We start from the raw sequence: 16,936 nt of genomic DNA, 5'->3' as shown, positions 1-16,936 counted from the left end.
AGCCATGAGCGATACCACCAAGGAACCCCTGTCCGGCCACAAGAAGCTGGAGCGGAACATCACCCTGCTGGCGGTGGCGACCTTCGTCACCGTGGCGATCGGCGGGCTCGTCCAGATCACCCCGCTGTTCTACCTCGAGAACACGATCGAGAAGGTCGAAGGGGTGCGTCCCTATACCCCGCTCGAGCAGGCGGGGCGCGATATCTACATCCGCGAGGGTTGCTATGTCTGCCACAGCCAGATGATCCGCCCGTTCCGCGACGAGGTCGAACGCTACGGTCACTACAGCCTCGCTGCGGAGAGCATGTACGATCACCCGTTCCAGTGGGGCTCGAAGCGGACCGGGCCCGACCTGGCGCGCGTCGGCGGGCGCTACTCGGACGAATGGCACGTCCAGCACCTGACCGATCCGCAGAGCGTGGTGCCCGAGAGCGTGATGCCGCAATACGGCTTCCTCAAAGATACCGAACTCCACATCGGCGACCCCAAGGCCACCCTGACCGCGCTTCGCCGCGTCGGCGTGCCCTATAGCGACGAAGATCTCGACAAGGCCTATGCCGACATGCTCGCGCAAGCCGATCCCGACGCCGATGCGGGCGATCTCGCGACCCGCTATCCCAAGGCGCAGATTCGCGATTTCGACGGCGACCCCGACAGGCTCACCGAGATGGATGCGCTCATCGCCTATCTCCAGATGCTCGGCACGCTGGTCGATTTCGACAGCGCCGCCGCGATGGAGGAACTCGCGCAGGAGAAGGGTCGATGAGCCTCTACGACACGCTCCGGCACTTCGCCGACAGCCACGCCCTGGTGTTCATGCTGGTGCTGTTCGTCGGATTGTGCGCCTGGCCCTTCCGGCCCGGGGCGGGGAAACGCAACCACGCGGCTGCAACGCTGATTTTCGAAGGGCAAGACGATGGCGAGTAAGCGGATCGATCGGCCGACCGGCACCGAAACCGTCGGCCATGAATGGGACGGGATCGAGGAACTCAACACGCCGCTGCCGCGCTGGTGGCTCTATACCTTCTATCTCACGATCGTCTTCGCGGTGGGCTATGTCATCGCCTATCCCGCCTGGCCGATGATCGACCGCGCCACCGCGGGCGTGCTCGGCTGGTCGAGCCGCGGCCAGCTTGCCGAGGACATGAGCGCGGCCGACCAGGCGCAAACCGGCGTGCGCGAGCAATTGGCGCGCATCCCGATCGAGCGGTTGGGCGAGGACAGCGCGCTGATGCAGCAGGCCGTCGCCGGCGGCGCGGCCGCGTTCCGCATCAATTGCGTCCAGTGCCATGGCTCGGGCGCAGCGGGCAATCACGAGCTCGGCTATCCCAATCTCAACGACGACGACTGGCTGTGGGGCGGCGATCTCAAGGCGATCCACTATACGCTGACGCATGGCATCCGCCAGGCGGGCGATGACCAGACCCGTACCAGCCAGATGCCGGCCTTCGCCGGGGCTTTCGATACGCGCCAGCTCGACGCGCTGGTCGACCATGTCCTGGCGCTCAGCGGTAAGGCCGAGAGCAGTGCGCTCGGCGCGCAGCTCTTCGCCGACAATTGCGTCGCCTGCCACGGCCCCCGGGGCGAAGGCAGCCGCGACGTCGGGGCACCGCGCCTTAACGACGCCATCTGGCTGCGCGGAAGCAGCCGCGAGGCGATCAAGCGCCAGATCCTCAACCCGCGCATGGGGATGATGCCCAGGTGGGAAGGGCGTCTCGATCCGGTGACGATCAAGATGCTCGCGGCCTATGTCCATTCGCTCGGGGGCGGCGAAGACTTCGTGGAGGTCGCTGCCGACCCCGAGGTCGAGGTCGATGAGCAACCCTGACGCACCCCGGTCTGAAGGCGAGCGCGACTGGTCGCTCGTCGTCGAGGACGGCGTGACCAAGACCAACGAACCCGTGTCGAGCGCGGTCGCCGATGCCGAGGCGGCGACCCGCCGACACGAACCCCACGAACCGGCGCAAGAGCATCTACCCGAACGGCTCTACGAGAAGCGCGAATTCGTGCATAACAAGCGGATCGACGGGCCCTTCCGGCGCTTCAAGTGGTTCGTCATGGTCGTCACCCTGGCGATCTATTACGTCACGCCGTGGATCCGCTGGGACCGCGGGCCCTATGCGCCCGACCAGGCGGTGCTGGTCGATCTCGCGCATCGGCGCTTCTACATGTTCGGCATCGAGATCTGGCCGCACGAATTCTATTTCGTTGCCGGGCTGCTGATCATGGCGGGGATCGGCCTGTTCCTCGTGACTAGCGCGGTCGGCCGGGCCTGGTGCGGCTATGCCTGCCCGCAGACCGTCTGGACCGATGTGTTCCAGCATGTCGATCGCTTCGTCGACGGCGACCGCAATGCGCGCAAGCGGCTCGATGCGGCTCCGTGGACCTGGGGCAAGGTCATGCGCCGAGCGCTCAAATGGAGCATCTATCTCGTCATCGGTTTCTGGACCGGCGGCGCATGGATCATGTATTTCGCCGACGCGCCCACCCTGGTGCACGATTTCTGGCGCGGCGAGGCGGCACCCGTCGCCTATATCACCGTGGCGGTGCTGACGCTGACCACGGTCACGCTCGGCGGCTTCATGCGCGAACAGGTGTGCATCTACATGTGTCCCTGGCCGCGCATCCAGACCGCGATGCTCGACGAGAAATCGCTTATCGTCACCTACAAGGACTGGCGCGGCGAACCGCGCGGCAGCGTCAAGAAGGCCGCACGCGATCCCGGCAAGTTCGGCGATTGCATCGATTGTACTCAGTGTGTGCAGGTCTGCCCGACCGGAATCGACATTCGCGAGGGGCCCCAGATCGGCTGTATCACCTGCGCCTTGTGCATCGACGCCTGCGATCGGGTGATGAAGGACATCGGTCGTCCGCGCGGGTTGATCGACTATGCCACGCTCGAGGATTGCGAGCGCGAGGCGGCGGGCGAGGCGCCGAGATCGCCTTGGCGCACGCTGTTGCGCCCGCGCACGGTGGCCTATTTCCTCATCTGGGGCGGGATCGGCGGGGCGCTGCTGTTCGCGCTGGGAGTGCGCAGCCATACCGAGCTGACCGTGGCCCCCGACCGCAATCCGCCCTATATGCTGCTCAGCGACGGGTCGGTGCGCAATTCCTACACGCTCAAGTTGCGTAACATGCAAAGTCGGCCGCGCGACATGGAGATCGCCGTCGAGGGCCTGCCCGGCGCGGTGATGTGGACCGATGCCATCGGTCGCGGCGATGCGGCGCCGACCCAGCGAGTGACCGCTCCCGCCGACCTCGTCCGCCAGGTGCGCGCCTATGTCGCGGTCCCGCCGGGCGCCGCGTCCGAGGAATTCACCTTCCGCGTGACCTCGCTCGACGAGGAGCGCGAGAGCGATACCGTTACCACCCGCTTCGATGCTCCGGAGGACCAGTGATGCAGCGCGAATTCACCGGCAGGCACATGGCGCTGGTCCTGGTGGCCGGCTTCGGCATCGTCGTCGCGGTCAATTTCTACATGGCGTCGCTCGCGATTGGCGGGTTCGGCGGCGTCGTGGTCGAGAACTCCTATGTCGCCAGCCAGAAGTTCAACGGCTGGCTCGAACAGGCACGCGTGTCGGATCGGCTCGGCTATGCGGCCGCGCTGGGGCGCGACGCCGAGGGCCGGCTGGTGGCGACGACCGAAAGGGTGCCCCAAGGCGCACTGCTTTCCGCGGATCTCAGGCGCCCGCTCGGCCGGCCCGACCATTTCAGCCTGCGGTTCGAGCAGATCGGACCCGACCGCTTCGTTTCTACCCGGAGCCTTCCCGAAGGGCGCTGGGTCGTCCGCCTCGCTATCGATGCCGGCGGGGGGCGCTGGGTCGAGGAGAGCGAGGTGCCATGACTGCGCCGCTGACCGCCGAACCGCTCGCTGCCGAAAGACTCGAGGATAGCCGTTTCACCGTGCCCGGCATGCGCTGCGCCGGCTGCATCGCCAAGATCGAACGCGGACTTGCCGGGCTCGATGGCGTGGAGGCGGCGCGGGTCAATTTCTCGGCCAAACGGGTCGCGGTGCGCCACCATGCCGCACTGACGCGCGAGGCGATCGTCGAGGCGATCGCGCGGCTCGGGTTCGAGGCGCAACCGGTGGCCGACAATCCGCTGGCGCAGGACGATCGCGAGGGAAGGGCGCTGCTCCGCGCATTGGCGGTCGCGGGCTTCGGCATGATGAACATCATGCTGCTGTCGATCAGCGTGTGGTCGGGGGCGGGCGGGGTGACGCGCGAGCTGTTCCACTGGCTATCCGCCCTGATCGCGATCCCCGTGATCGCCTATTCGGGGCGTCCCTTCTTCGCCAGCGCGGCAATGGCGCTGCGCTATCGGCGGACCAACATGGACGTGCCGATCTCGATCGGCGTGCTGCTCGCCGCGGGCCTGAGTCTCTACGAGACGCTGACCGGCGGCGCGCACGCCTATTTCGACGGCGCGGTCATGCTGCTCTTCTTCCTGCTAGCGGGCCGTGCGCTCGACGCCACCATGCGCAACAGGACGCGCGCCGGGATAGGGGCTCTCCTCTCGCGCATGGGCAAGAGCGCGACGGTGCTCGACGACAAGGGGTCCAGCCGCACGCTCGCCGCGGCGGAGCTCGAACCGGGGATGCTGATGCTGGTCGCGGCGGGCGAGGCGCTCGCGGCGGACGGGGTGATCGAACAGGGCGCGACTTCGCTCGACAATGCCATGCTGACCGGCGAGAGCGTGCCGCAATCGGCCGAGGCTGGCGAACTGGTCTATGCCGGAGCGATCAATCTCGGCAGCGCTATCGAGGTATGCGTGACCGCTGCGGCTTCGGACACGGCGCTGGCCGAAATCGCGCGAATGATGGACGAAGCGGGCCAGTCGCGCAGCACCTATGTGCGCATAGCCGACCGCGCTTCGCGCCTCTACGCACCGGCAGTGCATACGCTGGCCTTGCTGGCCTTCGTGGGCTGGATGATCGCGGGGGCGGGCTGGCATCACGCGCTGGTCATCGCCATCGCGGTGCTGATCATCACCTGTCCTTGCGCCATGGGTCTGGCGGTTCCCGCGGCGCAGGTCGTCGCCTCGGGAGCGCTGGCGAGGCGGGGGCTGCTGGTGAAGGACGGCAGTGCGTTGGAGCGGCTCGCCGAAGTCGATATCGCGCTGTTCGACAAGACTGGCACGCTCACGCTGGGCGAGCCGGTACCGCAGCTCGATCACCTGACCGCGCAGCAGGCATCGGTCGCCCTCGCACTCGCGCGGACTAGCCGCCATCCGCTGAGCCGCGGAATCACCAAGGCCTTGGTCGAGTGCGGGATCGAGGCGGCACCGGTCGCGATGGTGCAGGAGCAAGCCGGGCGCGGCGTGAGCGGGATGCTGGGCGATGTGCCGGTTGCGCTCGAACGGCCTGCGGGGGCCAGCACGGCGCTGTCGACCAGCTTGCGGATCGGATCCGACAGCGTTGCAATCGCCTATGCCGACCCGATACGCGACGATGCACGCGAGGCGCTTCGTGCACTCGGTGACGACGGTATCAAGGCAAGCATCGTATCAGGCGACCGCGCCGATCCGGTTGCGGCGGTCGCCGGGGAACTCGGGATCGAATGGCGGGCCGAGTTCCTGCCCGACGCCAAACTGGCCTTGCTCGAGGAACTGAAATCCGCCGGGCACCGCCCGCTGATGGTCGGCGACGGGATCAACGACGGCCCAGCGCTGGCCGCGGCGCATGCCTCGATCGCTCCCGGCAGCGCGAGCGATGTCAGCCAGCAGGCCGCCGATGCCGTGTTCCTCGGCCGCTCGCTGATGCCCGTTGCGCTCGCCGTGCGCGTCGCGCGCCGGACCATGGCCATCGTGCGCCAGAATTTCGGTTTCGCGCTGTTCTACAATCTCTGCGCGGTGCCGCTTGCGCTTGCCGGGATGGTCACACCGCTGATCGCGGCGGTCGCGATGTCGCTCAGCTCGCTGGTGGTGGTGGGCAATTCGCTGCGGCTGGCGAGGGCGGCCCGATGAGCGGCCTCGCCTTCCTGATCCCTGTCGCTCTCGGCATGGGGCTGCTCGGGCTAGCGGCCTTCTTCTGGGCGATGCGCGGCGGACAGTTCGAGGATCTCGACGGAGCGGCGCAGCGCATCCTGATCGAGGACGAGGAGAACGAGAGGTGATCCATTCGCTCGCCATCGGCCTCGCGGCGCTGCTGCCGCTCGCCATCGGCCCGCTGCCCGCCGCGCAGACCAGCATCACCGCAAGGTTCTGCGGCGGCGGAACGATCGAGATCCCGATCCGCCGCGACCGCGAACCGGCACCTCCATGCACGATGAAGGGCTGCCACGCGGGATCGTGCCGGAAGAGAATTGATCTGCGTCAATGACGCTCGTGCCCGCATGCGCGAACTGGCGTGCATGTGGACCTATTACCCCGAGCTGCTGGCGAAGCCGGTACCGCGCTACACCAGCTATCCCACCGCCGCCGAATTCGATGCGATCGATGGCGATCTCTACCGCACTGCGTTGCAGCGGACGCAGGGGGAGGTCTCGCTCTACGTCCACATCCCCTTCTGCGAGAAGATCTGCTTCTATTGCGGCTGCAATACGGGGCGTGCCAACCGGCGGCAGCGGCTCGAATCCTATCTCGCCGCGCTGGATGGCGAGATCGACAGCGTTGCGCGCGAACTGCCTGCCGGTGTCCGAGTCACCTCCATAGCTTTCGGCGGAGGCAGTCCCAATGCCGTCACGCCCGACGATTTCCGCGCGCTCTTTGCCACGCTCGACAGCTGTTTCTCGCTCGACAATCCGACGCTCTCGATCGAGCTCGATCCGCGCACGCTGACGGCCGACTGGATGGCGGTCGTCGCAGAGCTGGGCATTTCCCGCGCCAGCCTCGGCGTCCAGACCTTCGCGGCGCATTGCCAGCAGGCGATCGGGCGCATCCAGCCCGAGGATTGTATCGTGCGCGCGGTGGATGGACTGCGCGATGCGGGGGTGGCGTCGCTCAATTTCGATCTCATGTACGGCCTGCCGGGCCAGACGATGCAGGACCTGGAAGACAGCCTCCAGCGCACCCGGGTGCTCGGCGCCGACCGGATCGCGCTGTTCGGTTATGCGCATGTCCCGCATGTCGTGCCCCGCCAGCGGGCGATCAATGTCTCGGCGCTGCCGGACCAGGCACGGCGCTTTGCCATGGCCGAACTGGGCTACGCCTATTTCGCCACGCATGGCTATGTCCCGATCGGTTTCGACCACTTCGCGCGGCCGGGAGGGGATCCACTGGCGAGGGCAGCGCTCGAAGGGAAATTGAGGCGCAATTTCCAGGGCTTTACCGACGATGGGAACGAGGTGCTGATCGGGTTCGGTGCCTCCGCAATCAGCAGTTTTCCGCACCTCCTGGCGCAGAACGAGAAGAACAGCGGGCGCTACCGCATGGTCAGTTCGCAAGGCCGGCTGGCCGCGCATCGCGGGATCGTTCGCAGCGCGGAGGATCGCTATCGCGGCGCGGTCATCGAACGGCTGCTGTGCCATGGCCGCGCCCGGCTCGGGGCGGGGCTGATGCGCGAAGCCCGACCGCAGCTCGAACCCTTCGTCGCGCGTGGGCTCGCCTCGGTCGACCGCGAATGGCTGACCATCCTTCCCGAAGGTCTGCCCTATGCGCGCTCGATCGCCGCGATTTTCGACGTCTATCGACAACCGAAGTCGGGGCAATTCAGTTCGGCAGTCTGACGCCTGGCTCTATCGGCTACGCAAGAGTAGTACCGCAACCGCGCAGCGCGGTTAGTAGCTCATTGGTGGCTGTCGATCCCCGGCAATGACTTTCGTTTGTTGGGGGCCACCAACGTGCTTGCCGTGCCGTAGTGATCGAGCCAGTCCTGGGGGGGAAGCGGAAGGGCCCTGCTATCGGCTTCGCGAGCCGGGGTGAAGGCTTTGGAAGTCGCTCTGGGGCGAAACTGTTCAAGCCAGAAGACGCCATCAAACTGTCCGCTGTTTCCCCGGGTTGCGACGATATCGAGATCGCCGTCTGCATCAAGATCGCGGGCGATGAAACCATCGTACATGCCCCTGACCCGGCGTGAGATATCGTGGCGCGTCCATTCACCTGCGCTGTCGCCGGGGTTCTGGAACCAGGCGATGCGCCCGACGCTGGAGGAGGGGGTGACGGAGGGACTGTCGACTTCGCGTTCGGCATCCGAATAGCCGCCCCCGACGATGTTGAGCCCCGAATATCCGCCGGTCACCACATCCATGTCGCCATCGCCGTCGAAATCCGCGATCTCGATTCCGATGACCATGTCGGGCAGGATATCGCCGATGCGGCGATAGGCCCACGGCTGGTCGAGCGAGGCCGGCTGATGGAGCCAGCCCAGCGCCGGCAGCCCATTCGGTGCGCGTGGATCGCCGCACTTCTCGATTACGCCGACGACGAGGTCGGTCCGCCCGTCGCCATCCATATCCGCGAAATCGGATTGAAAGGCCGAGGTGGAGACGCTGCAGGCCGAGCCCGCCGGATCGATGACGATCGGATGGGTCTCGATGCGGATCCGGCCATCGGTGCTCATGCCCCGATTCTCGAGCATGAAGGCCTGCTGGTCGATCCGAGCTGCCGCCAGCACGTCGAGATCGCCATCCCCATCGATATCGACCGGCATCGCGGTATTGGGCACACCATGCGTCAGCAGCGCCTGTTCGTGCCAACTCGCATCGAGGAGAGGATCGCCCGACAGGGTGAAGAGCGAGGTCGTTCGATCGGCGCGCGGAGCGGTCGAGTCGACGATATCGCTCGCGCCCTTGTTCGCCGCGAGGACATCCACGCGCCCGTCGCCGGTGACATCCGCAAGGAACACGCGGAGCCACGAGCCGCGTCCCTTGGTGATCGCAGGAATGTGCGATTGCCAGGGGACGGTGCGCACGGCCTTGCCGGGATTGCGGAAATAGGCGAGCTGCGCCTCCTCGCAGGCTGCGACGAGATCGGGCCAGCCATCGCCGTCGAGGTCACCGATCGCGACGTCCTCGATCGCGCCGACGATGTCCCCCGACGCGACGGTGACGAGGGTCCAATCATCCGGGTCGGCACTGCCGAAGGCGATCCGCAGATGGTTGGAGTCTTCGTGGACCGAGACGATGTCGATATAGCCGTCGCGGTCGATGTCGCCTTCCACAAGTCCGTCGCCGCCGCGGATCGGGATGCCGCCATTGGTCGCCTCGTCGTCGATCAGGTGCTCGCGCCAGGCGATGAAGCGGCCGTCGACGGCGATCGCTTTCGTCGGCGTCTCGGCTACGGTGAGCGGTGACCGCGCCTGCATCTCTGGAACCGACTGGCACGCAGCGAGCAACGCCATCGCCAGCGGTGCGATGGCTACAACCCGGAGGACTCGCAAGCAGCGCATGTCACGCCGCGACCGGATCGTTCGAGGGGCTCGCGTCGAGATCCGCCTGAATCGATCGCGCGGCGACGAGGTAATGCATTCCGCCCCAGAGCGACGCGGTACACCCGGTCAGCAGCATGGCGATCGCCAACGGGTTCCCCACGTCGCCGGCAGCGAAGCTGTCGCTGAGCGAGCCGACGATCAGCGGCCCGAGCCCCAGCCCGATCAGATTGATGAAGAAGAAGAAGATCGCCGAGGTGAGCGCGCGCATCCGCAGGCCGACGAGGCCGTGCGACACCGCCAGAGCCGGCCCGAGATAGGATGCCGACAAGAAATGGAACAGTCCAGTCAGAACCAGGGCGAGGGTCAGCGTCTGGGTCGTCAGGATCACCAGCAGCACCGGCGCGATGCCGAGCATGAGGATGGCCGGACCCCAGACGTACCACCGGCTGTCGCGCACGCCGAGGCGATCGGTCATCCAGCCGCCGAAGAACGAGCCCGCACCGCCCCCGAAGCCCGAGGTCAGCGCCATCCAGATACCGAGTTCGGTCAGGCCGATGTCGAAGTTGCGCAGGAAATAGGAAGGCAGCCAGTTGCCGATGGCATAGATGACCAGCGCCTGCAGGCTGCCCGCCAGCGCGAGATTGCGGAAGGTCCGCCGCGACCACAGGAAGCCGAGCACGGCCTTGAGCGGCGGTGCCTCTGCATTGTCGTTCTCGCGCCCTTCGGACCAGCCGCGGACCGGTTCGCGCACCGTCAAACGCAGGAACAGTGCCACCGCAACCCCGGGCAGGCCGACGACGAAGAAGGCGGTGCGCCAGCCGAAACTATCGGCGATCCACCCGCCCAGCGCGAAGCCGAACAGGATCCCGATATAGATGCCGATCGAATAGATAGAGAGCGCGGTGGCACGCTCCTCCTTGCGGAAGATGTCGGAGATCATCGAATGGGCAGGGGGGCTCCCGCCGGCTTCGCCCACCCCCACCCCGATCCGTGCGAGCAGCAGTTGGAGGTAATTCTGCGCCAGTCCGCTGACCGCCGTCATAAGGCTCCAGACCGTCAAGGCGAGCGCGATAATGCTGCGCCGTTTCCCGCGATCGGCCCAGCGCGCGATCGGGATTCCGCAGGATACGTAGAACAGCGCGAAGGCGAAGCCCGAGAGCAGGCCGAGCTGAGTGTCCGATAGGACCAGCTCCGCCTTGATCTGCTCTTGCAGGATGACCAGCAGCTGGCGATCGATGAAGTTGAGCGAATAGACCAGCGTCAACACCGCCAGTACGAAATAGCGATAGCGCGGCTTCGCGTAGGGGTTGGCGGCGGTCTGGTCGGTCATCTCTCGTCTCTCCCCGAAATCTCGTTATCTGTCCTGCCCGGCTTCGGCGGCTGCGAGCTCGATCGCACCGCCCCACGATTTGCCGAGCGCACGCTGACGGCGCGCGAATTCCTCGTGCAGCTCGAACATGCCTGGCACCATGTCGCGACCCGGCTGTGGCTCGTCGGCGAAGCGCATGAAATTCTGCTGTGTGTCGTAGGCGGACCATGCGGGCAGACCGCCGCCTCCGGGGTGCCCGCTGGCGGCGAAGCTGGTCCAGTAATCGAGCATCGCCTCCGAAACCGCCCGGTCGGACGGGCCGTCGGGCACGGGCCACATGGCGGGCAGGGCGTCGGCGTCCATATTGCCGAAGGTGAACGGCAATTCGCTGGCATGGAAGGCGCACAGCTCGCGCGCTTCGGCCGAAGGATAGCAATAGTCGAAGACGTAGAGATAGGCGTCGAGCCCCAACGCCTGCTGGCTTCGCGCTATGCGTTCGCCCGACCAGCCGAAAATCGCGTCGCTCGTCGCGTCGAACAGCGCGTCGACACCCTTGCTGGCGGGATAGATGCGCAGGAATTCGGGCCCGAGATCGCGGTAGATCTCGTCGATCTGCGCGCCGTAATTCGCCATCGACGGCGCGCTGCGGTTGCCTAGGCTGCCCTGGGGCCGAAACTCGTGCGCATTGTAGCCGACGAGAACCGGGACCCGCGCCTGTTCACCGGCATCGAAGCTGTCGACCAGCTGGCGTGGCAAAACGGTCCCGTCGATCGTCCCCTGCGGGACGAAGCCCGCCAGAGTCGAACGATTGGTAAGGCTCTGCGCATCGAGCTTTCTCGCCTCGGCGATATCGGCGACGCCGAGCGTTGCAAGCAGATCGGCCCCGATCTTCTCGGCCGATGGCAGGCCGTAGCTCGGCTCACGCAGAGCGGGAAAGTTGCGCACATTGGTGCTCTGGACGATCGCCTTGCCGAACAGCCCGCGCGCCAGGGGGGACACCAGCAGATAGGTCGTGCTCAGCGCGCCGGCGGATTCGCCCATGATCGTGACATTCGCCGGATCGCCCCCGAAAGCGGCGATGTTGTCGCGCACCCATTCGAGCGCGGCGATCTGGTCGAGCAGGCCGTAATTGCCCGACAGGCCCGAAGGCGTTTCTTCGCCCAGTTCCTCATGCGCCATCCAGCCGAGGGCGCCCAGTCGGTAATTGACCGACACGAAGACGGTACCGCGCTCGGCGTAATGACTGCCGTCATACAGCGGCAGGCTGCTCGCGCCGATCCGGAGCGAGCCGCCATGCAGCCACACGATAACGGGCGCCTTGTCGGCGGCCTGCGGCGCCCAGACATTGAGCGAGAGACAGTCTTCCGAGGTCGCTGCGGGCGGATCGTTGTAGAGGCTCTGCGCGGGAACCGGAGGCTGCATGCAACCGGGGCCGAAGTCCTGCGCTTCGCGGACGCCCGTCCATCGGGGTGCGGGCTGCGGAGCCTTCCAGCGCAGATCGCCGACAGGGGCGGCGGCATAGGGAATTCCCTTGAAGCTGCGGATCGCACCCGATTGGCTGCCGCGCAGCGAACCCGCCGGCGTCGTGACTTCCGGTTCACCCGATGCGTCCGCCGGGGCGTGAAGGCAGGCGGTGAGCGACAATGCGAGCACGCAGGCGGGCCAGATGCGGTTGACGAGGCTGCTCATACTCCTGCTCCGTAACGATCCTGCAACAGCCGCTTGTCGATCTTACCGGTGGCGGCGAGGGGGATGCTGCTCACGCGGATGATATCGTCGGGAACCCACCACTTGGCGAAGCGATGTCTGACCGGTTCGAGCAAGGCGTCATCGCTGATCGAGTCCCCATCGGCGATCTCTACCACCATGACAGGCCGTTCGCCCCAACGCGGATGCGAGCGTGCGACTACTGCGACCTTGCTGACCTGCGGAAGCGCCCCGACGACGTTTTCGATCTCTACCGGATTGACCCATTCGCCGCCCGACTTGATCAGGTCCTTGACCCGGCCGGTGATGCGCAAATTGCCGGCGCGGTCGATCATCGCGAGGTCCCCGGTATCGAACCAGCCGTTCACCGTGGCACTGTCATCCTGGCCGAAGTACCGCTCGACCACCGAAGGCCCGCGGACATGCAGCCTGCCTTCGCCGTCGCGCTGCTCGGCCAGTGGTTGCCCGTCATGGTCGAAAAGCAGGAGGTCGAGCCCCAGCGCCGGCACCCCCGACGTGCCGGTGACTGGCTTTGTATCACCGGGGCGCATCGCGGTGCCGAGCGGCGAAATTTCGGTCATGCCCCAGGTCTGCTGGACCTCAATCCCGCGTGCCGCAATCCGGCGCTGCAGAGCCTCGGGCATCGGCGCGCCGCCGCCCATGATCCGTCGCAGGGAGGGCATCTCGATCCCTTCGCGATCGATATGGTCGAAGAGATCGAGCCAGACCGTCGGCACGCCCGCCGCGATCGTCACCTCGTGCTCGACAATCAGGCGCGCGAGGCTCGCGCCATCGGTGCTCCTCCCCGGCAGGACCAGCGTTGCCCCGACGGCGGGGCAGGAAAAGGGCAGCCCCCAGGCATTGGCGTGGAACATCGGTACGGCGGGAAGGACGACATCACGCTCGGTGATGCCCGCCACATCGGCCTGCAACTGCCGCAGCGTGTGGAGGAAGTTCCCTCGATGCGTGTAGGTCACTCCCTTGGGCGATCCGGTCGTCCCCGAAGTGAAACAGAGGCCGCACGGCTGGTTCTCGTCGAACCGTCCCCAGTCGACTTCCGGACAGACGGCCCCATCCCTGAAACGCGCGATCGTCAGGCGAAGAGTCGCCGGGGGTGTCGCAGGACGGATTTCATCGATCACGAGAACCGTTTCGAGCGCCGTCCCCTGTGCGACGATCCGGTCGACCTGATCGAGCTGATCGGCGCTGGCGATCACGATGCGGGCCTGCGACTGGCGTACCATCGCTGCGAGGGCGTCCGCCGCGAGACGCGGGTTGAGCGTGTGGCATACGGCGCCCATCCCCATGATGGCATACCAGGAGGCCATATGGTCTTCGGTGTTCCAGGCCAGCGTGGCGACACAGTCGCCCGCCACGACGCCGTGGTTTGCCAGTTCGGCGGACATTCGCCGTGCGCGCGCAAGCAGTTCGCCGTAGCCGGTGCTCCGATCGGGCCCGCCATTGCCGGCGGTCACCACCTGCTTGGCGCCATGCCATTTGGCCGCATGCCCGATGATCTTGTCGAGCGTCAGCGAATAGTCCTGCAGGGCGCCGTGGTTCACTGGCATTGCGCGGTCGGGCCCGGGTTTTCGGGCGAGGCGATGCCGACATTCCAGTGCCAGGAGACATTGCCCGCCGCCCGTCGGCGGCAGACGATCCTGTCCTGAAGCTCGAACGCCGGGCCTATCCCCCCGGCTTGAGGCTCGATCTCGTCCGCATAGACCATGATGTTCCGTTCGGCGCCATAGGCGGGCCAGGCCGGAGCTTCCGACGCCGAGGGCTTTCCGCTTTTCGCGAAAGCAGCCCAGTATTCGGCCAGGGAGTTCGCGAAGGCGTGTTCCTCGGGGGTGCCCGGAATGGCCGGCCATGCGGGGGTGATGCGAGCGACATTGCCCAGTACATAGGGGATCTCGGACGCGTGGAAGGCATGCAGCCCTGCGGTGTCTGCGGCGGGATAGCCATGGTCGAAGAGATAGAGGAACGCGGGTTCGCCGAGCTTCTGCTGTCCCGCCACCATCCGTTCGGCGGTCCATCCGTACATGGCGTCGCGCGTGGCTGCGAGCATGCTCTCGTCGATGTCCGAAGGCGGATACAACGCAAGGAAGGTCTCGGCGAGGTCGCCATAGCTCTTCTCGATCGCCTCCGAATAGGCTTGGGCGGTCGCGGGAGCGGGAGCGAGCAGTCGGCGAAGGCTGCGGATCTCGCCGCTGTTGTATCCGGCCAGTAGTGGCACCGGCGCCTGTTCGCCGCGGTCGAAGGTCTCGACCGTCTGGCGGGGGAGGACCTTCCCGTCGATAGTTCCCCAGGTGAGGTAGCCCGCGCCGATCGCCCGGTCGGTCAGGCTCTGCGCGTCGATCGCGCGCATCTCGGCGATGTTCGCCGCGCCGAGCTTCTCTTGCAGCCACAGGCCGAGCGCCTCACCCGAATAGTGGCCATGCGCCGCCTTCGAAAGCTCCGGGCTGGAGATCATGTAGCCGCTTTGCGAGATCGCCCGTTGGAACAGCCCGCGGGCATCGGGTGACGCCATAAGATAGAGGACGCTCAGCGCGCCGGCCGATTCGCCGGCGATGGTGATACGCTCGGGATCGCCACCGAAGGCCGCGATGTTGTCCTTGATCCAGCGGAGTGCTGCAATCTGGTCGAGCAGGCCGTAATTGCCCGAAATCCCGCGGTCGGATTCGGCGCTGAGTTCGGGATGCGCCAGGTAGCCGAGCGGACCCAGGCGGTAGTTGATCGAGACGTAGATGACGCCCTTCCGGGCCAGGCTCTCCCCATCGTACATGCCGAAGCGGGTCCCGCCCGATACCAGCGCGCCGCCGTGGATCCAGACCATGACTGGCGCGTCCCGCGCATCGACATCGCCCCAGATGTTGAGCGTCAGGCAGTCTTCGCTGGTCGGCCCCGGGTCGTCGGCGTAGATCGAACTCGCGGCGGGATTGGCGCGCAACTGCACGCAGGAATCGCCGAATTCGCCGGTGTCCTTCACGCCCTGCCAGCGGGGCAACGGTTCGGGCGGTTTCCAGCGCAGCGGCCCCACCGGGGGCTGCGCATAGGGGATGCCCTTGAAGCTTCTGATACCGTCGTCGAGGCGCCCCTCGACCAGGCCCGCGGGGGCATCCACCTGCGCGAGGCCAGGCGCCCCGTGAAGCACTGGTTCCTCGACCGTGGCGCAGGCGCTCGCAAGCAGGGCTGCCCCAAGCAGGGGCAGTGCAGATAGGCGGGTCTTCATGGCGTGCGATCCCAAAAGGCTAGGTGAGGGGCGCTCGAACCGCGCGGCCGAAGAGGAAGCCGCGCGGCTCTCCCCCCAAATCAAAAGGCGAAACTCGTCCGCACACCGAAGGTCCTTGGCTGGAGGCGTGCGTAGCGACCGTCGAGAAACGCTTCGGGATGGACGTACGTGATCGCATCGTTGTCGAAGACGTTCTCGATATAGGCGGTCACGCTGAAGTCGGAGCTGAATCTGATCCCGGCATAGAAGTTGGCGAAGGTGTACGCGTCGGTCACGTCATATTGCGGCGACGGTACGCCAGGCTGCCCGGGTATGTTGGGCAGCAGACCCGGGTAGGAGCCGACATAGGACAGGTTACCGGTGACGAAGGCCTCCTCGGTATCGCCCACCGGGAAGCTGTAGGTGGCCGAAGCCGAACCGGAGAATTTCGGTGCAGCGAGGCGGACGCCGTCGACGGCTCCCGAGATGGCCGCTTCCTCAGCCGTCAGATCGTCGATCTTCGCATCGATATAGGCACCGCTTGCGGCCAGCCTCAGGCCCTTGACGGGATAGGCGGCCAACTCGACCTCGATGCCCTTGCTGACCGCGCCTCCGATATTGGTGGCGAACTGTATCGTGTCCGAGACCCGGTTGGCCTGGACCTGGATGTTGTTCCAGTCGATGTAGAATGCTGCGATGTTGGCGGTCAGGCGACGGTCGAAGAAGCTGCCCTTCAGCCCGATTTCGTAATTGGTCAGCTTGTCCGAACTTGCGCCATCGGGAATGGTGATGTCGTTCGGGGCGCTGGCAGGCGGTGCGAGGCCGGCTCGTGCATTGACCACCGGCGGGCGAAAGCCGGTCGAGATCGTCGCATAGGTGGTCAGATTGTCGCTCGGCTTGAACGAAAGGCTTGCCTTCCACGACAGCTTGTCGTCCGAAGCGAGCAGGCCGGTCGCCGCCTGGACGGGGGTAATAGTCAGCGCGGGAACGAAGCCGAAGCACTGTGCGGTGAACACCGTGCAATAGCCCCGCGTCAGGAAATTGCTTGTGAAGCCCCCTTGCCTAGTGGTTGTCTGGACCTGAACCTGGCCATAGCGCAGGCCGCCCGTCGCCCAGAAATTGTCGCTGAAACGATAGGTGAGTTCGCCGAACACCGCCTTCTCGGTAATGTCGGTGAAGTTCTTGAATCGCTGGTAGTAGAGGTCGGGAAAGGCGGTGACGCCGGTCAGGTCGAGGAACTCCGGCGTCGTGCGATAGTCGAAGTCGACCTCGCGCCGCTTGTCGAAATAGAAGCCGCCGAGGATCCATTCGAAGGGCCCGCCATGCGACGATGCCAGGCGGACTTCCTGCACGATGATGTCGTCGTAGCCGACCGCGTCGAGCGAGAAGGGGACGAGCTGGTTGT

15 protein-coding genes are annotated in these 16,936 nt (G+C 66.1%); 9 read left to right on the top strand and 6 right to left on the bottom strand.

Features of this window, described 5'->3' with window-relative positions; all coding sequences use genetic code 11:
• Positions 1–4 precede the first annotated feature (4 nt).
• From ccoO to hemN, 9 genes are read left to right on the top strand one after another with little or no spacing between them, the layout of a single operon-like run.
• Positions 5–766, top strand: a complete 762-nt coding sequence (gene ccoO, locus ACN4E0_RS06365; RefSeq protein ID WP_419566662.1) for a cytochrome-c oxidase, cbb3-type subunit II — start codon at positions 5–7, stop codon at positions 764–766.
• On the top strand, positions 763–927 hold the full coding sequence (locus ACN4E0_RS06360; protein ID WP_419566661.1) for a cbb3-type cytochrome oxidase subunit 3: 165 nt from the start codon (positions 763–765) through the stop codon (positions 925–927). Before ccoO ends, ACN4E0_RS06360 begins: the two co-directional genes overlap by 4 nt.
• Complete coding sequence (gene ccoP, locus ACN4E0_RS06355; protein ID WP_419566660.1) at positions 917–1,828, top strand: cytochrome-c oxidase, cbb3-type subunit III; 912 nt, start codon at positions 917–919, stop codon at positions 1,826–1,828. The genes ACN4E0_RS06360 and ccoP overlap by 11 nt, the downstream gene beginning before the upstream one ends.
• Positions 1,815–3,398, top strand: coding sequence for a cytochrome c oxidase accessory protein CcoG (ccoG, locus tag ACN4E0_RS06350; RefSeq protein WP_419566659.1), 1,584 nt, complete (start codon positions 1,815–1,817; stop codon positions 3,396–3,398). The genes ccoP and ccoG overlap by 14 nt, the downstream gene beginning before the upstream one ends.
• A complete protein-coding gene (locus ACN4E0_RS06345; protein WP_419566657.1) occupies positions 3,398–3,844 on the top strand; it encodes a FixH family protein in 447 nt (148 codons plus the stop codon). The genes ccoG and ACN4E0_RS06345 overlap by 1 nt, the downstream gene beginning before the upstream one ends.
• Positions 3,841–5,964 carry a heavy metal translocating P-type ATPase gene (locus ACN4E0_RS06340; RefSeq protein ID WP_419566656.1) on the top strand — a complete coding sequence of 708 codons (2,124 nt, stop codon included), beginning with the start codon at positions 3,841–3,843 and terminating at the stop codon, positions 5,962–5,964. Before ACN4E0_RS06345 ends, ACN4E0_RS06340 begins: the two co-directional genes overlap by 4 nt.
• Positions 5,961–6,113 (top strand): cbb3-type cytochrome oxidase assembly protein CcoS, encoded by a 153-nt coding sequence (ccoS, locus tag ACN4E0_RS06335; RefSeq protein ID WP_419566655.1) that lies wholly within the window; start codon positions 5,961–5,963, stop codon positions 6,111–6,113. The genes ACN4E0_RS06340 and ccoS overlap by 4 nt, the downstream gene beginning before the upstream one ends.
• On the top strand, positions 6,110–6,319 hold the full coding sequence (locus ACN4E0_RS06330; RefSeq protein ID WP_419566653.1) for a hypothetical protein: 210 nt from the start codon (positions 6,110–6,112) through the stop codon (positions 6,317–6,319). Before ccoS ends, ACN4E0_RS06330 begins: the two co-directional genes overlap by 4 nt.
• Positions 6,320–6,350: 31 nt before the next feature.
• A complete protein-coding gene (gene hemN, locus ACN4E0_RS06325) occupies positions 6,351–7,664 on the top strand; it encodes an oxygen-independent coproporphyrinogen III oxidase (protein ID WP_419566757.1) in 1,314 nt (437 codons plus the stop codon).
• 59 nt (positions 7,665–7,723) lie between these two features.
• Here the strand turns inward: hemN and ACN4E0_RS06320 are convergent, their stop codons facing one another.
• From ACN4E0_RS06320 to ACN4E0_RS06295, 6 genes are all read right to left on the bottom strand, one after another.
• Complete coding sequence (locus ACN4E0_RS06320) at positions 7,724–9,241, bottom strand: FG-GAP repeat domain-containing protein (RefSeq protein ID WP_419566652.1); 1,518 nt, start codon at positions 9,239–9,241, stop codon at positions 7,724–7,726.
• Positions 9,242–9,326: 85 nt separating this feature from the next.
• Positions 9,327–10,637, bottom strand: coding sequence for a spinster family MFS transporter (locus ACN4E0_RS06315; RefSeq protein ID WP_419566651.1), 1,311 nt, complete (start codon positions 10,635–10,637; stop codon positions 9,327–9,329).
• A 24-nt stretch (positions 10,638–10,661) separates the two neighbouring features.
• Positions 10,662–12,305: a carboxylesterase/lipase family protein gene (locus tag ACN4E0_RS06310; protein ID WP_419566650.1), complete on the bottom strand. Its 1,644-nt coding sequence runs from the start codon at positions 12,303–12,305 to the stop codon at positions 10,662–10,664.
• Positions 12,302–13,885: an AMP-binding protein gene (locus tag ACN4E0_RS06305; RefSeq protein WP_419566648.1), complete on the bottom strand. Its 1,584-nt coding sequence runs from the start codon at positions 13,883–13,885 to the stop codon at positions 12,302–12,304. The genes ACN4E0_RS06310 and ACN4E0_RS06305 overlap by 4 nt, the downstream gene beginning before the upstream one ends.
• The gene (locus ACN4E0_RS06300) at positions 13,882–15,552 is read right to left on the bottom strand and encodes a carboxylesterase/lipase family protein (RefSeq protein ID WP_419566646.1); all 1,671 of its coding nucleotides are present in this window, start codon (positions 15,550–15,552) and stop codon (positions 13,882–13,884) included. The genes ACN4E0_RS06305 and ACN4E0_RS06300 overlap by 4 nt, the downstream gene beginning before the upstream one ends.
• Positions 15,553–15,632: 80 nt before the next feature.
• On the bottom strand, positions 15,633–16,936 hold a 1,304-nt coding region (locus ACN4E0_RS06295), incomplete at its 5' end, for a TonB-dependent receptor (protein ID WP_419566645.1).

Origin of the sequence: Qipengyuania sp., assembly GCF_048550555.1 — a bacterium.
Lineage (GTDB): Bacteria > Pseudomonadota > Alphaproteobacteria > Sphingomonadales > Sphingomonadaceae > Qipengyuania.
This window is presented reverse-complemented; position numbering and strand designations above follow the sequence as displayed.

Bases quoted from the DNA above. Each gene is read 5' to 3' on its own strand.
- ACN4E0_RS06340 (WP_419566656.1), top strand. From the start codon at position 3,841: ATGACTGCGCCGCTGACCGCCGAACCGCTCGCTGCCGAAAGACTCGAG.
- ACN4E0_RS06315 (WP_419566651.1), bottom strand. From the start codon at position 10,637: ATGACCGACCAGACCGCCGCCAACCCCTACGCGAAGCCGCGCTATCGC.
- hemN (WP_419566757.1), top strand. From the start codon at position 6,351: ATGTGGACCTATTACCCCGAGCTGCTGGCGAAGCCGGTACCGCGCTAC.
- ACN4E0_RS06300 (WP_419566646.1), bottom strand. From the start codon at position 15,552: ATGAAGACCCGCCTATCTGCACTGCCCCTGCTTGGGGCAGCCCTGCTT.
- ccoO (WP_419566662.1), top strand. From the start codon at position 5: ATGAGCGATACCACCAAGGAACCCCTGTCCGGCCACAAGAAGCTGGAG.
- ccoS (WP_419566655.1), top strand. From the start codon at position 5,961: ATGAGCGGCCTCGCCTTCCTGATCCCTGTCGCTCTCGGCATGGGGCTG.
- ACN4E0_RS06345 (WP_419566657.1), top strand. From the start codon at position 3,398: ATGCAGCGCGAATTCACCGGCAGGCACATGGCGCTGGTCCTGGTGGCC.
- ccoP (WP_419566660.1), top strand. From the start codon at position 917: ATGGCGAGTAAGCGGATCGATCGGCCGACCGGCACCGAAACCGTCGGC.
- ccoG (WP_419566659.1), top strand. From the start codon at position 1,815: ATGAGCAACCCTGACGCACCCCGGTCTGAAGGCGAGCGCGACTGGTCG.
- ACN4E0_RS06310 (WP_419566650.1), bottom strand. From the start codon at position 12,305: ATGAGCAGCCTCGTCAACCGCATCTGGCCCGCCTGCGTGCTCGCATTG.
- ACN4E0_RS06360 (WP_419566661.1), top strand. From the start codon at position 763: ATGAGCCTCTACGACACGCTCCGGCACTTCGCCGACAGCCACGCCCTG.
- ACN4E0_RS06320 (WP_419566652.1), bottom strand. From the start codon at position 9,241: ATGCAGGCGCGGTCACCGCTCACCGTAGCCGAGACGCCGACGAAAGCG.